Annotated in this window: 16 protein-coding genes; all 16 read left to right on the top strand. The window is 46.2% G+C overall.

The genetic code is table 11. From position 1 onward, the window contains the following. Positions 1-4 precede the first annotated feature (4 nt). The 16 genes from GBH70_RS05410 to spoIID all read left to right on the top strand — a co-directional run bounded on the left by GBH70_RS05410 (position 5) and on the right by spoIID (position 14,216). Positions 5-526 (top strand): TIGR01440 family protein, encoded by a 522-nt coding sequence (locus tag GBH70_RS05410; RefSeq protein WP_371862237.1) that lies wholly within the window; start codon positions 5-7, stop codon positions 524-526. Positions 527-679: 153 nt separating this feature from the next. Next, positions 680-1,924: a serine hydroxymethyltransferase gene (gene glyA, locus GBH70_RS05405; protein ID WP_151680084.1), complete on the top strand. Its 1,245-nt coding sequence runs from the start codon at positions 680-682 to the stop codon at positions 1,922-1,924. A gap of 154 nt (positions 1,925-2,078) precedes the next feature. Further along, positions 2,079-2,708 (top strand): uracil phosphoribosyltransferase, encoded by a 630-nt coding sequence (gene upp, locus GBH70_RS05400; RefSeq protein ID WP_151680083.1) that lies wholly within the window; start codon positions 2,079-2,081, stop codon positions 2,706-2,708. Positions 2,709-3,309: 601 nt separating this feature from the next. Then, positions 3,310-3,687, top strand: a complete 378-nt coding sequence (locus GBH70_RS05395) for an ATP synthase subunit I (RefSeq protein ID WP_151680082.1) — start codon at positions 3,310-3,312, stop codon at positions 3,685-3,687. A 17-nt stretch (positions 3,688-3,704) separates the two neighbouring features. Further along, the gene (gene atpB, locus GBH70_RS05390) at positions 3,705-4,415 is read left to right on the top strand and encodes a F0F1 ATP synthase subunit A (RefSeq protein WP_151680081.1); all 711 of its coding nucleotides are present in this window, start codon (positions 3,705-3,707) and stop codon (positions 4,413-4,415) included. 69 nt (positions 4,416-4,484) lie between these two features. Further along, a complete protein-coding gene (atpE, locus tag GBH70_RS05385) occupies positions 4,485-4,703 on the top strand; it encodes a F0F1 ATP synthase subunit C (protein WP_151680080.1) in 219 nt (72 codons plus the stop codon). Positions 4,704-4,820: 117 nt separating this feature from the next. Then, on the top strand, positions 4,821-5,342 hold the full coding sequence (atpF, locus tag GBH70_RS05380) for a F0F1 ATP synthase subunit B (protein ID WP_151680079.1): 522 nt from the start codon (positions 4,821-4,823) through the stop codon (positions 5,340-5,342). Continuing rightward, on the top strand, positions 5,339-5,875 hold the full coding sequence (locus tag GBH70_RS05375) for a F0F1 ATP synthase subunit delta (protein ID WP_151680078.1): 537 nt from the start codon (positions 5,339-5,341) through the stop codon (positions 5,873-5,875). The genes atpF and GBH70_RS05375 overlap by 4 nt, the downstream gene beginning before the upstream one ends. 23 nt (positions 5,876-5,898) lie before the next feature. Next, positions 5,899-7,416, top strand: coding sequence for a F0F1 ATP synthase subunit alpha (gene atpA, locus GBH70_RS05370; RefSeq protein WP_151680077.1), 1,518 nt, complete (start codon positions 5,899-5,901; stop codon positions 7,414-7,416). Between the two features lie 77 nt (positions 7,417-7,493). Beyond that, complete coding sequence (locus GBH70_RS05365; RefSeq protein WP_151680076.1) at positions 7,494-8,351, top strand: F0F1 ATP synthase subunit gamma; 858 nt, start codon at positions 7,494-7,496, stop codon at positions 8,349-8,351. A 75-nt stretch (positions 8,352-8,426) separates the two neighbouring features. Further along, the gene (atpD, locus tag GBH70_RS05360; RefSeq protein ID WP_151680075.1) at positions 8,427-9,848 is read left to right on the top strand and encodes a F0F1 ATP synthase subunit beta; all 1,422 of its coding nucleotides are present in this window, start codon (positions 8,427-8,429) and stop codon (positions 9,846-9,848) included. A gap of 22 nt (positions 9,849-9,870) precedes the next feature. Continuing rightward, positions 9,871-10,275 (top strand): F0F1 ATP synthase subunit epsilon, encoded by a 405-nt coding sequence (locus tag GBH70_RS05355; RefSeq protein ID WP_151680074.1) that lies wholly within the window; start codon positions 9,871-9,873, stop codon positions 10,273-10,275. Between the two features lie 205 nt (positions 10,276-10,480). Next, positions 10,481-10,732 carry a DUF1146 family protein gene (locus tag GBH70_RS05350; RefSeq protein ID WP_151680125.1) on the top strand — a complete coding sequence of 84 codons (252 nt, stop codon included), beginning with the start codon at positions 10,481-10,483 and terminating at the stop codon, positions 10,730-10,732. Positions 10,733-10,926: 194 nt separating this feature from the next. Then, complete coding sequence (locus GBH70_RS05345; protein WP_151680073.1) at positions 10,927-11,667, top strand: YwmB family TATA-box binding protein; 741 nt, start codon at positions 10,927-10,929, stop codon at positions 11,665-11,667. Positions 11,668-11,699: 32 nt separating this feature from the next. Then, the gene (gene murA, locus GBH70_RS05340; RefSeq protein ID WP_151680072.1) at positions 11,700-13,013 is read left to right on the top strand and encodes a UDP-N-acetylglucosamine 1-carboxyvinyltransferase; all 1,314 of its coding nucleotides are present in this window, start codon (positions 11,700-11,702) and stop codon (positions 13,011-13,013) included. Positions 13,014-13,205: 192 nt separating this feature from the next. Then, the gene (gene spoIID, locus GBH70_RS05335) at positions 13,206-14,216 is read left to right on the top strand and encodes a stage II sporulation protein D (RefSeq protein WP_151680071.1); all 1,011 of its coding nucleotides are present in this window, start codon (positions 13,206-13,208) and stop codon (positions 14,214-14,216) included. Positions 14,217-14,276 lie beyond the last annotated feature (60 nt).

The raw sequence follows: 14,276 nt of genomic DNA, 5'->3' as shown, positions 1-14,276 counted from the left end.
CCGGATGCTGGATGAATTTTTCCGGCAAGTCCCCGTGAAAAAGGGGCAGGTTTTTGTCGTCGGATGTTCGACATCGGAAGTGATCGGGGAAAAAATTGGCACGGCGGGTGCAGCGGAAATCGCTGAAATCATTTTTAACGGCGTGCGGAAATTTTCCCGGAAGCTTGGGTTTTATTCGGCGTTTCAATGCTGCGAACATTTGAACAGGGCGCTTGTCGTGGATCGAACGCTTGCTTTGCAGAAGGGCTGGGAAGAAGTAACAGTGGTGCCTGTCCGAAAGGCAGGTGGTGCTATGGCTGCTTTTGCATACGGCCATATGGAAGATCCTGTTGTTGTTGAATTTATCCGGGCAGATGCCGGGATTGACATCGGGGATACTTTTATCGGCATGCATTTAAAGCATGTTGCCGTTCCTGTCCGGATATCGGAAAGGGAACTGGGCGCGGCCCATGTCACATTTGCCAGGACGCGCCCGAAACTGATCGGGGGTGCCCGGGCAGTATATGAAAAAGGCGGCACGTGCTAAGCAATCCGCAAGAAAGAAGCCGAGTCCCGGCAGTTTCCACGCGGGGGCGGGCTTCCTTTTTGATGTTTGTCCCAAAAAAAGGGCATGATTTCACAAAAAGTTATGGTAAAATAAAAAAGAATATGAAAAATGACCGTATGAGGGGGTTTCAATTTGAGCCATATTGCAAGACAAGACCAGGAAGTTTATCAAGCCATCCGGAAGGAACTGAACCGGCAAAGGAGTAAAATTGAGCTGATTGCCAGCGAAAACTTTGTTAGCGAAGCCGTTATGGAAGCGCAGGGATCCGTCATGACAAATAAATATGCTGAAGGCTATCCGGCCCACCGGTATTACGGCGGGTGCGAGTATGTCGATATCGTGGAAAATCTTGCGCGTGACCGGGCAAAGCAGCTTTTCGGCGCAGAGCATGTAAATGTCCAGCCCCATTCCGGTGCGCAGGCGAACATGGCGGTTTACTTCACTATTTTGGAACACGGTGACACGGTGCTGGGTATGAATTTGTCGCATGGCGGCCATTTGACGCACGGGAGCCCTGTGAATTTCAGTGGCATCCAATACAATTTTGTGGAATACGGCGTTGACAAAGAAACCCAGTATATTGACTATGATGATGTACTGGAAAAGGCGCGCATACATAAACCAAAACTGATCGTTGCAGGCGCAAGTGCATACCCCCGTACGATCGATTTCAAAAAGTTCAGGGAAATTGCGGATGAAGTTGGCGCTTATTTGATGGTCGATATGGCGCATATCGCCGGACTCGTTGCGGCCGGTCTCCACCCGAATCCGGTTCCTTATGCGGATTTTGTAACGACAACAACCCATAAAACATTACGGGGGCCGCGCGGCGGCATGATTTTGTGCAAAGAGGAATTTGCGAAGAAATTGGATAAGTCCATTTTCCCGGGAATCCAGGGCGGCCCGCTGATGCATGTGATTGCGGCCAAAGCCGTGGCGTTCGGCGAAGCACTCACAGACAAGTTTAAAGTTTATTCGCAAAAAGTGGTTGATAATGCCAAACGCCTTGCCGAAGGGCTGAAAAAAGAGGGTCTCGATCTTGTATCAGGCGGGACGGACAACCACCTGATCCTGATTGATTTGCGTTCTTTATCCATCTCGGGCAAGACAGCCGAAAAAGTACTGGATGACATCGGGATCACCGCCAATAAAAACACGATCCCGTATGACCCGGAAAGCCCGTTCATCACAAGCGGACTCAGAATCGGTACGCCTGCTGTGACGACAAGGGGCTTCGGCCTTGAAGAAATGGACGAAATTGCGTCGATTATTGGCACTGCGCTCAAAAATCCTAGTGATGAGGGAATTTTAAAAGGAGAAGCCGAACGTGTGAAAAAACTGACCGAACGTTTCCCACTTTATCCGGATCAAAATTAATCTCCTTCCCCGCGGAAGACGCGGGGCCTTTTCATGATCTGCCTTAAGAATTTATTTTGCCGTTCCTTGAGATTGGGTTCTTTTTTCGTGTAAAATGGTTGAGGCGAAGAAGTTTGTCGAATTTTATACCAACCTCTAAAAGGAGAGAATTTCATTGAGCACAGTTCATGTAATTAACCATCCGTTGATCCAGCACAAGTTAACGTATATCCGCGATAAACATACGGGGACGAAGGAATTCCGCGAGCTTGTGGATGAAGTGGCGACGCTGATGGCGTTTGAAATTACGCGGGATATGCCGCTTGAAGAGATCGAAATTGAAACGCCTGTCAGCAAAGCGAAATCAAAAATACTGTCTGGCAAAAAAATTGGCATTGTCCCGATACTGCGTGCAGGATTGGGCATGGTTGACGGTGTGCGGAAACTGATCCCGGCCGCGAAAGTCGGGCACATCGGGCTGTACCGCGATCCGAAAACATTAAAGCCGGTTGAATATTATATAAAACTGCCGAGCGATATCGAGGAGCGGGATTTCATTATCGTAGATCCGATGCTGGCAACGGGCGGCTCCGCAGTGGATGCGATCCAATCCTTAAAACAAAGGGGCGCGAAAAATATTAAATTCATGTGCCTGATTGCATCACCCCAAGGCGTGGAAGCGGTGCAAAAGGCGCATCCGGATGTGGATATCTTCATGGCCGCCCTCGATGAAAAACTGAATGAGAAAGGCTATATTGTACCCGGCCTCGGGGACGCGGGGGACCGTTTATTCGGGACGAAATAATTTGATCTCCTTCCGTCCGGCCATGCAAAATGAATCCGCTTAGTGTTTTACAAATTTGTTAACCTAAGGGAAATGGACTGGCAAAAAAATAAAAAGGGTCTATAATAACTGTATATTTTCGATGTAAATAGATGGAGGCGCCTTGTTCTTTCGGCATGCGGCCATTAAGGTGTCTCCAGGGATAGGGCACTTCCCTTTTTCAGCTTTTGCGTACCCGGGCGCTGAAGCGGTTATGAAAATCTTTAACGATTTTATAGGGGGCAGGAATTCAATGTTGTTTTACAGAAACTCCATTGACAATGCTTTAGTGCTATTGTATGCTAAAAAAGTGTACATTTTGAGAAGGTTTTCATAACTGGAAAGGGGAATCTTTTCTACTATTTACATACAGAAAATAGAACATAATGGCAGTGGCGGGCTACAGTACCTGTAACAGGTGGAGTTTTTGCGTATTGCCGTAGCCGGCTGGTCCCGCATTTCTGCTCTTTGCAGCGCCTGCTGTTGTAAAAGTATGGCAATATCCATTTTTCAGATGCGTGATAAAGAAAAAATACCTTGCTGTTAACGGTCCGGACTTTTACTCGGGAGTGTATTGATACTTATGCCGGAATTTATCCAGGTTTATAAAAGGCAGCGCAAGTATTTGGTGTTTCTTCTGCTGTTCTACCTAATGGGTTTAGGCCTGCCCCCATACCGTCCGGTTTTTCTGGGGTTGCTTTTAGGTACATCCGTCAGCCTTTTTAACTTATGGCTGCTGGCAAAAAGAACGATTTCGGTAACAAACTCTATTGATCCGGGGAAAAAACCGCGTGCAATGGGAACAGGCCTGAGAATGACGGCGGCCGTCATCGCGGTTTTGTTTGCATTGCGCTATCCGGGATATATAGACGTCCTCTGTGTAATTATTGGAATAATGACTGCTTATGTGGTCATTATGATAGATTTTTTTGTGGGTTTATTGCGGCAAAGAAAAATGTAAAAGTGAGGTGAGTTCTAATGGAACATAAGGCTCCAATCGTAGAATTCATGGGATTGTACTTTAACCTGGCCAATGTCATGATGATTACGGTTTCTTCTTTGATCGTTTTCATTATAGCGGTCGTCTCCACAAGAAAGCTGGCGTTGAAACCCACAGGCATGCAAAACTTCCTTGAATGGGTCATGGACTTTGTCAAGGATATTATTAAAAGCAATATGGATTGGAAAACAGGTGGAAGATTCCATATTCTTGGGATCACTTTGATCATGTATATTTTTGTTTCCAATATGCTCGGCCTGCCGTTCATGGTAGTGTTCAACCATTACTTATGGTGGAAGTCGCCTACGTCTGATCCGATCATCACATTGACTTTGGCGGTTATGATTGTAGGTTTAACCCATTATTACGGCGTCAAAGAAAGGGGAGTCGGCGGCTATTTAAAAAGCTATGTCCAGCCGATGGTATTCCTGCTCCCTATTAAACTGATAGAAGAATTCGCGAACACTTTGACAATGGGTCTCCGGCTTTACGGAAACATTTATGCCGGTGAAATTCTGCTGACGCTTCTTGCCGGGAGTTTGGCGACACATGTCGGAGGGACCATTGCGGCCATCGTGCCTACATTGGCATGGCAGGCTTTTTCCATCTTTGTCGGAACAATCCAGGCATATATTTTTACCATGCTGACAATGGTTTACATGTCTCATAAAGTTTCACACGAGGCATAGCCATTTCATATAATTTTTCTTTTTGAAAAGACAAGCCAATTTTTATATAACTTAAAGGAGGAAATATTCATGAGTTTGGGTGTTATTGGAGCAGCAATTGCATGTGGTTTGGCAGCAGTAGGCGCTGGTATCGGGAACGGTCTTGTAGTCGGCCGCACTGTAGAAGGGATTGCCCGCCAGCCTGAAGCACGCGGATTACTGCAAACAATGATGTTCGTTGGTATTGCGTTGGTTGAGGCTCTGCCAATCATCGCGGTTGTTATCGGGTTTATGGTTCTTAACAGATAGGAAACGGTTTTTATCAATGGCGAAGATCATCTAACGGAAACTTCGCCATTCCTTTATGATGGTGTTTTAACGGCGCTTGGTAACGATGGAAGCGGCTTTGGAAAGGAGTGAACCTGGGTGTTTGAAAACAGTTTTGTACTAGGATTCGTTGAAGGACATTTAAATACAGGCGATATCGTCTTTCAGCTTGTCATGTTTATCATTTTAATGCTCCTGTTGAAACGGTATGCCTGGAAGCCTTTAATGGGCATCATGCAAAAGCGTGAAGAACATATCGCAAAAGAAATTGAATTGGCGGAAAAAAACCGCGCTGAAACAAACAGGCTTCTTGAGGAGCAGCGCGCTTTGCTTAGCCAGGCAAGGCAGGAAGGCCAGGCTTTAATCGAAAATGCGAAAAAACAAGCGGATGCGCAACGGGAAGAAATCATTTCGACAGCTCGTGCGGAAGCGGAAAGATTAAAAAATGCCGCAAAGCTGGAAATCGAACAGGAAAAAGCAAAAGCTGTCGCTGCTTTGCGTGAACAGGTTGCATCCCTGTCTGTTATGATTGCCTCGAAAGTGATTGAAAAAGAAATATCGGAAAAAGATCACGAAAAACTGATTATGGAATCTATTAAAGAGGCAGGAGAAATGCGATGAGTCATGACGCGGTAGAAAAACGGTACGCTTCGGCGCTTTTCGAACTTGCGAAAGAGCACGGGCAGCTGGAAACAATTGAAAAAGAGGTGCGCGTGGTTAAAGAGGTTTTTGAAGGAAATGAACCGTTCAGAAAACTCCTTAAATCTCCGAAAGTGACACTAGAAAAAAAACAAGAAATCCTTAAAGATATTTTTTCCGGATTATCCACTTTCACATTGAATACGCTGCTGCTTTTGACAGAGCGCCACCGTGACGATTTGATTGCTGACGTTTGCCGTTCTTTTATCGAGCGGATGAATGAAGAGCGCGGCATTTCCGAAGCTGTTGTCTACTCAGCACGGCCGCTTACTGCCGAGGAGAGCAAGGCCATATCCGGCGTGTTTGCAGAAAAAGTCGGAAAGCGGTCCTTGAATATTGAAAATGTTGTAGACAGCGGATTATTGGGCGGATTAAAGATCAGAATCGGAAATTCCATTTTTGACAGCAGTTTGCGCGGAAAATTGGAACGTCTTGAAAGAACATTAATCAGTTAAGTGGGAAATGAGGTGCTGGATTTATGAGCATAAAAGCTGAAGAAATCAGCTTGCTGATCAAAAAACAGATTGAAAATTACCAGTCTGAAATTGAAGTTAGCGATGTCGGTACCGTTATCGAAGTTGGTGACGGGATTGCACGTGCTCACGGACTTGACAATGCAATGTCCGGAGAACTGCTGGAGTTTTCAAACGGGGTAATGGGGCTTGCCCAAAACCTTGAAGAAAGCAATGTCGGGATCATTATTTTGGGACCTTACCGCGAGATACATGAAGGCGATGAAGTGAGAAGGACCGGGCGGATTATGCAGGTTCCGGTAGGCGAAGAGCTGATCGGCCGCGTTGTAAACCCGCTCGGCCAGCCGGTTGACGGCCTTGGCCCGATTAATACAACGAAAACACGCCCGATTGAGGCAAAAGCGCCTGGCGTTATGGATCGGAAATCGGTAAGCGAACCGCTCCAAACGGGGATTAAGGCGATCGATGCGCTTGTACCGATTGGCCGCGGCCAGCGGGAATTGATCATCGGAGACCGCCAAACCGGTAAAACGACCATTGCGGTGGATACGATTTTGAACCAAAAAGACCAAAATATGATTTGTATTTATGTTGCGATCGGGCAAAAAGAATCGACGGTCCGCAGTACAGTTGAAACCTTCCGCAAATTCGGTGCTTTGGATTATACGATTGTTGTTACAGCTTCCGCGTCCCAGCCGGCTCCGCTGCAATACCTGGCGCCGTACGCCGGTGTTGCGATGGGTGAAGAATTCATGTATAACGGCAAACACGTATTGGTTGTCTATGATGACTTATCCAAGCAGGCTGTCGCATACCGCGAACTTTCCCTGCTGCTGCGTCGTCCGCCGGGCCGTGAAGCGTATCCTGGTGATGTATTCTATTTGCACTCCCGCCTGCTTGAGCGTGCTGCAAAATTGAGTGACCGGCTGGGCGGAGGTTCGTTGACTGCGCTGCCGTTTGTTGAAACACAGGCCGGTGATATTTCGGCATATATTCCGACAAACGTCATTTCCATTACAGACGGCCAGATCTTCCTGCAGTCCGACCTGTTCTTCTCCGGTGTGCGCCCGGCGATTAACGCAGGTTTGTCCGTATCCCGTGTCGGCGGCGCTGCGCAAATTAAGGCAATGAAAAAAGTTTCCGGTACTTTGCGCCTTGACTTGGCTTCCTACCGTGAACTTGAATCATTCGCCCAATTTGGTTCGGATCTGGATAAAGCAACCCAGGCAAAACTGGCACGCGGACAGCGCACCGTTGAAGTGTTGAAACAGGATTTGAACAAGCCAATTAAAGTCGAAAAACAAGTATGCATTCTCTATGCTTTGACAAAAGGATTCCTGGATGACATTCCGGTTGAAGATATTCTCCGTTTTGAATCCGAATTCTATGCTTGGCTCGACCAAAACCGCGCTTCTCTGCTGGAGGAAATCCGTACAACCGGAAATCTTCCTGCTGATGAAGACATGGAAAACGCGATCACGGAGTTCAAGAAGACGTTCGTCGTTTCCGTGCAGCAATCTTAAAGGGTAAACACATAGATGAAGGATTTCAATCAGCAATATTGAAATCCTGATTAACTCACAAGGGTGGTGAAGCTCAAGTGGCATCCTTACGCGATATCAAAACCCGAATTAACTCAACGCAAAAAACAAGCCAAATTACGAAGGCAATGCAGATGGTGTCGGCCGCAAAACTGAACCGTGCCGAAATGTCTGCCAAGTCGTTTGTCCCATATATGGAAAAAATGCAGGATGTGGTTGTCAGCATTTCAAAGGGGACAAGCGGCGCCCAGCACCCGATGCTTGTTTCCCGCCCTGTTAAAAAGACAGGTTATTTCGTCATCACGTCAGACCGGGGACTGGCCGGTGCATTTAACAGCAATGTTTTAAGGCTTGTTACCCAAACCATACGGGAACGCCATCAATCCGATGACGAGTATGCGATTATCGTTGTTGGGCGTACAGGATATGAATTTTTCAGGCGTTTAAAGATGAATGTTGTGCTGCATATTGTTGGCTTGGCGGACCATCCGACATTTGCGGATATTGAAAATATTACAAAGAAAACAGTAGCAATGTATGAAGACGGGACATTTGACGAATTGTACTTATATTACAACCATTTTGTCAATACGATTACCCAGAAAGTTATGGAGAAAAAGCTATTGCCGCTTACAGATGTAACGACTACAAACCGCTTAATTTCCTACGAATTTGAACCGTCTCCAAAGGAGATCCTGAATGTCCTGTTGCCGCAATATGCTGAAAGCCTGATTTACGGGGCGCTTTTGGACAGTAAGGCGAGTGAGCATGCGGCGCGCATGACGGCAATGAGAAATGCTACGGATAATGCAACAGAATTAATCGATACGTTGACATTGACCTATAACCGTGCCCGCCAGGCATCGATTACACAGGAAATTACGGAAATCGTCGGTGGAGCAGCAGCACTGGAATAATTTCCGCTTTGGCAAACCGCTCTTTTGCCAAGACGGGTCCGGCATGCCCCATCACGCAAGTTAGGAGGGAACAGTATGAGCATTGGACATGTTCTGCAAGTAATGGGTCCGGTAGTTGACGTAAAGTTTGAAAACGGTCAGCTCCCTGACATTTATAACGCATTAAAAATTAACTATAAAGCAAAAAGTTCCGATGAAGTCGATATCAATGTCACGCTGGAAGTTGCATTACACTTGGGCGATGATGCCGTCCGTACGGTTGCGATGTCTTCAACAGATGGCATCAGGCGCGGCATGGAAGTGGTGGATACGGGTGCCCCTATTTCTGTGCCGGTAGGGGAAGCAACGCTTGGCCGTGTATTTAACGTACTCGGTGAAGTCATTGACCTTGATGGAGAACTTAAAGGTGACGTCCGCCGCGATCCGATCCAAAAACCGGCGCCTTCATTTGAACAGTTGTCAACGCAAGTTGAAATTCTTGAAACCGGCATTAAAGTCGTTGACCTTTTGGCCCCTTACATCAAAGGCGGAAAAATCGGGTTATTCGGTGGTGCCGGTGTCGGCAAAACCGTTTTGATTCAGGAATTGATCCATAACGTTGCCCAGGAGCACGGCGGTATTTCCGTATTTGCCGGCGTAGGGGAACGCACACGTGAAGGAAACGACCTTTACTATGAAATGAAAGACTCCGGCGTTATCAACAAAACCGCCATGGTGTTCGGGCAAATGAACGAGCCGCCTGGTGCACGTATGCGGGTTGCTTTAACCGGTTTAACAATGGCTGAATATTTCCGTGATGAACAAGGGCAGGACGTATTGCTGTTTATTGATAACATTTTCCGTTTCACACAGGCCGGTTCTGAAGTTTCCGCGCTTCTCGGACGCATGCCTTCCGCTGTTGGTTACCAGCCGACGCTTGCAACGGAAATGGGCCAATTGCAGGAACGGATTACTTCGACGACAAAAGGTTCCATCACATCCATTCAGGCGATTTATGTACCGGCTGACGACTATACAGACCCGGCTCCGGCGACAACATTCGCACACTTGGATGCAACAACAAACCTTGAACGCCGGTTATCGGAAATGGGGATTTATCCGGCAGTGGATCCGCTCGCTTCCACTTCCCGCGCTTTAGCCCCTGAAATTGTCGGTGAAGAGCACTACAAAGTCGCCCGTCAGGTTCAGGCGACGCTGCAGCGTTACCGTGAACTGCAGGATATTATCGCCATTTTGGGTATGGACGAATTGAGTGAAGACGACAAACTGGTCGTTCACCGTGCACGCCGGATCCAGTTCTTCCTGTCGCAAAACTTCCACGTCGCGGAACAATTTACCGGCCAGCCGGGTTCTTATGTGCCGGTTAAAGAAACAGTACGCGGCTTTAAAGAAATTTTGGAAGGGAAATATGACCATCTTCCTGAAGATGCCTTCCGCCTCGTAGGCCCGATCGAGGATGTTGTGAAAAAAGCGGAAGCCATGGGAGTAAAAGTATAATACGGGACCAGGAGGAAGCAAAATGAGGACATATGAAGCCAGTGTTGTCACTCCAGACGGCCCGGTATACCATGGTGAAGTGGAAATGGTAATTGCAAAGGCCAAAAGCGGCGAGCTCGGAATATTGTATGGGCATATTCCATTGGTTGCGCCGCTTGAAATCGGGGCCGTCCGATTTAAAAAAGGCGAACAAGAGGACTTGGTCGCAGTCAGCGGCGGCATTTTGGAAGTACGGTCGGACCAGGTGACCATTTTGGCCCAGGCTGCCGAAACACCGGAACAAATTGATATCCGGCGTGCTGAAGAAGCGAAACAACGTGCAGAGCGCAGGTTGCAGTCCCATCAGGATGATATTGATTTCAAACGGGCGGAATTGGCGTTAAAACGCGCAATAAACCGTATTGATGTTTATCATCATTCAAGATAAGAACTGTTCTGCTTGATGCAGGCAGTCATATAAGCTGCATAAAAAATAAAAACACCTTCTGTTTTTTTTCGGAAGGTGTTTTTATTTGAGTGCAAAATTTGCGGGGCTTTTATGAAAAAAAGCCCTGTGTGCAAGGCGGCACGTATTGGTGGCCGGGAAAAGTCAACCAGATACGGCCCATTTTTCGGGAAAGGAGTGGGTGCCGATGACAGCCGGTTTCGGGACACAGGCCGTAATCAGCATCATTACCAATTTATTTTTCATCGGTATGACTTTTTGGATCCTTCAAGCTATCAACATTGAAAAGATTTTGAAGAAAAACCGCGTGATCCAGGCAAAACTGCTGTATATTTTTCTTTCAGTCGCAATCGGGTACAGCGTCAGCAATTTTTTTCTCGATTATTTACTTTGGGCGCAACACCTACCCTTATTATTTCATTTTATTTTTGCAGGATAACCCCTTTAACAAGGCCAATAAATGGTTCATTTTTCCTGTTCCCAAAAAATCATATATTGTCTACAATTTAGTTATGCTTTTTTAGACAAAATTCATTATACTAATGTATAGAGTGTCAAAACTTGACGACATTTACCTCGTATGTCCCCATGCTCTCTTGTTAACACTTTTAATAAGGGAGAGGGGGAAAGAAGATGAGAAAATTAGGAATCATTTGGCCGGTAATTGTTGCGGTTAGTTTGGCACTGATTGTAATGGGGAATAAGACAAATGCAGCCCATTTTACAGGTCAATTACAGCTGTTTCAGCAGTCCGTTGAACAGATGGGTGGCAAAGTGACTGGATGGTCTTTATATACGAGAGAAACCCTTGGCCAGCTTTCGCCGGAAGGTTGGAATGAAAAGGTGCGGGAATTGCAAAGACATTTCCCTGAAATGCAATGGCAATTCGAAAAGGACAGGCATTCAAAGATGCTTGTGGGCAAGTTGGCAAAAAGCCATTATGTCGAAACCGTAAAATTCATGTCGACCCTTACAAATCGCAAATCCGGTTCGTATTTAATTTACGAAGTGGAAGGGCAAGGCTGGGACGAAGCAGAAATGCGCAAAATCAATCAACTTGTGTCAGACCGGACAGGTATACTTTATGCGGAAAAACCCATGGTTTTCTCTTGTATCAAAGGCGAATTCAGTGATAAAATTGATAATGTTTTGTTGTATGAAAAAAAGGCATTGCTGAAACGTCTTGATGCTACAGAAATTGAAACAATGGAAGAAAAAAATTTTTATGCGGTTTCCGGATACTCGCCGAAGTTTTCGGAAGACTTAGCTGTAAAAAAAAGGGAAATGAATGTGCAAATCGGCTTAAGAAACAGCGGTTTGGGCGGTAAGACAACAGTCGTAATTGGCACACCTATCATTACGATTGAATATTAATATAGAGAATATGGACGCGGAGGGGAATACTCTTGGAAAAGATCATCGTCCGCGGCGGGAACAGGCTTCAAGGCACCGTACAAGTAGAGGGCGCAAAGAATGCCGTACTGCCTGTGATCGCTGCATCATTATTGGCAAGTGAAGGAAAAAGCATTATACGTGATGTACCAAAACTCTCCGATGTATTTACAATCAGCGAAGTACTGCGCCACCTGAATGCTGGTGTATCGTTTCATGAAAATAAAATCACTGTAGATGCATCAAGGGAGTTATCGGTTGAAACACCGTTTGAATATGTCCGCAAAATGCGCGCATCTTTTTTAGTGTTGGGCCCATTATTGGCGAGAACCGGAAAGGCGAGAGTGGCATTGCCGGGAGGCTGTGCAATCGGCTCCCGCCCTATTGACCTGCACTTAAAAGGTTTTGAAGCGATGGGGGCAAAAGTAAATGTAGGAAACGGCTTTATTGAAGCCACCGTGCCCGACCGTTTGCATGGAGCAAAAATTTACCTTGATTTTCCAAGTGTCGGTGCGACCCAGAACATTATGATGGCTGCATCGTTGGCCGACGGGCAGACAATCATAGAGAATTGCGCTAAAGAACCTGAAATTGTCGACCTGGCCAACTTTTTAAATGAAATGGGCGCAAATGTAAAAGGCGCCGGCACAGGAACCATTAAAATAGAAGGTGTAAAGAAGCTATACGCTGCTGATCATACCATCATACCTGACCGGATTGAAGCAGGGACGTTCATGGTTGCTGCTGCAATCACAAAAGGGAATGTATTGGTAAAAGGGGCAGTGCCGGAACATATTTCTTCCTTAATTGCGAAGCTCGAGGAAATGGGCGTAACGGTGATTGAAGAAGAAAACGGGGTCAGGGTGATCGGCCCTGAAGAACTGAAAGCTGTAGATATTAAAACGATGCCGTATCCGGGTTTTCCGACTGATATGCAATCGCAAATGATGGCATTACTTTTGTGTGCCAAAGGAACAAGCGTCATTACGGAAACCGTATTTGAAAACCGCTTCATGCACGTGGAAGAATTCCGGCGCATGAATGCTGATTTGAAAATAGAAGGGCGATCCGTCATTGTGAACGGTCCTTGCAATTTGCAGGGCGCTGAAGTTGCTGCCACCGATTTAAGGGCTGCTGCTGCTTTGATTATTGCGGGTCTGGCTGCAAAAGGCATTACCCGTGTAACAGAATTAAAACACCTTGACCGCGGATATTTGGACTTCCATCTCAAACTGGCTGCACTTGGGGCAGACATTGAAAGAGTCGACGATGAAGCGGAAGTTATGCTGGCTAATCAAAATCAAATGGTTGCCGACGCCAATCTCTAGTTTGGATAAAAATCTCTGTACATATTCCCCATGTGCAGGGTTTTTTTTTACCTGAAGCCATATTTCCAGTATGGACGCCTTAGGCAAATTTTAAACCCTGCCGCCTCCTGACTTTTTATTCATAAATGCTTGTCCAAAGCCATAAGTTGGAGTATAGGTTTTCCACCACCTAAACATATGGAGGCATCAGGCATGAAACCAATCAAACCCGTTATCATTGCATCCATCCTCGTTCTCGCCTTTTCCTTTCTCATCCCCGCCCTTGTTGTTCTTCCGTTCCAGAACGAAAAAGCCAGCGGGAAATTAAATGAAAAAAAACAGCCAAAGGGAGAGAAAGAAACGGATTCAATCCAAGTGTCAGTGTATAGAAGCATGGAAAAAAAGATTGACCGAATGCCGATGGAAGACTATGTAGCAGGTGTTGTCGCTGCGGAAATGCCGGCACAGTTCAGGATGGAAGCGTTGAAAGCTCAGGCATTGACGGCGCGCACATTCATTGTGAACCGGCTGTTATACGGCGGCAACAGCGATTTACCGCAAAATGCCGATGTAACAGATACGGTAAATGACCAAGTATATTTAAGCAATGATGAGCTGAAAAAGATTTGGGGAAAACAGTACCGGGCAAAATTAAATAAGATCAAAAAAGCAGTTTCAGCCACAAAAGGGGAAATTATCACCTACCACAACAAGCCGATTGACGCGGCCTTCTTTTCCACAAGCAACGGCTATACGGAAAATGCGGAAGATTACTGGACAAACCCGGTTCCTTATTTAAAAAGCGTTAAAAGCCCGTGGGATAAAACTTCACCAAAATTTAAAAAAGAAACGGTCATATCTGTGCCTGTTTTTGAACAAAAGCTCGGGATCAAACTTTCTTCCAACGATATGGGCACCGTTTTATCCAGGACAAAAGGGAAAAGGGTTGCAAAAATCCAAATCGCCGGCAATGTCTTTACCGGCAGGCAGGTCAGGGATAAACTCAGCCTTCCTTCGTCGGATTTTACATGGGTCAGAAAAGGCAATGAAATTGTGGTCACCACGAAAGGTTACGGGCACGGTGTCGGCATGAGCCAATATGGCGCAAACGGTATGGCGAAGGAAGGAAAGGATTATAAAGCCATTGTTACGTATTATTATAAAGGAGTGGAGATCGTACCGATTGATGCCATTGTCAATCCCCGCATGCTGGCGGAAAAATAACCCGGGGAGCAGCGTCTTAAAAATTTTTTAAAATCTATGTATAAACAAATAAAGAAATGT

The sequence above is a fragment of the Weizmannia acidilactici genome, from assembly GCF_008974225.1.
Classification (GTDB): Bacteria; Bacillota; Bacilli; order Bacillales; family Bacillaceae_C; genus Weizmannia; species Weizmannia acidilactici.
The sequence above is the reverse complement of the archived record's forward strand: the minus strand, read 5'-3'. Positions and strand labels throughout refer to the sequence as shown.

Bases quoted from the DNA above. Each gene is read 5' to 3' on its own strand.
- GBH70_RS05410 (WP_371862237.1), top strand. From the start codon at position 5: ATGCTGGATGAATTTTTCCGGCAAGTCCCCGTGAAAAAGGGGCAGGTT.
- GBH70_RS05395 (WP_151680082.1), top strand. From the start codon at position 3,310: ATGCCGGAATTTATCCAGGTTTATAAAAGGCAGCGCAAGTATTTGGTG.
- atpB (WP_151680081.1), top strand. From the start codon at position 3,705: ATGGAACATAAGGCTCCAATCGTAGAATTCATGGGATTGTACTTTAAC.
- atpE (WP_151680080.1), top strand. From the start codon at position 4,485: ATGAGTTTGGGTGTTATTGGAGCAGCAATTGCATGTGGTTTGGCAGCA.
- GBH70_RS05375 (WP_151680078.1), top strand. From the start codon at position 5,339: ATGAGTCATGACGCGGTAGAAAAACGGTACGCTTCGGCGCTTTTCGAA.
- atpA (WP_151680077.1), top strand. From the start codon at position 5,899: ATGAGCATAAAAGCTGAAGAAATCAGCTTGCTGATCAAAAAACAGATT.
- atpD (WP_151680075.1), top strand. From the start codon at position 8,427: ATGAGCATTGGACATGTTCTGCAAGTAATGGGTCCGGTAGTTGACGTA.
- GBH70_RS05355 (WP_151680074.1), top strand. From the start codon at position 9,871: ATGAGGACATATGAAGCCAGTGTTGTCACTCCAGACGGCCCGGTATAC.
- GBH70_RS05350 (WP_151680125.1), top strand. From the start codon at position 10,481: ATGACAGCCGGTTTCGGGACACAGGCCGTAATCAGCATCATTACCAAT.
- GBH70_RS05345 (WP_151680073.1), top strand. From the start codon at position 10,927: ATGAGAAAATTAGGAATCATTTGGCCGGTAATTGTTGCGGTTAGTTTG.
- spoIID (WP_151680071.1), top strand. From the start codon at position 13,206: ATGAAACCAATCAAACCCGTTATCATTGCATCCATCCTCGTTCTCGCC.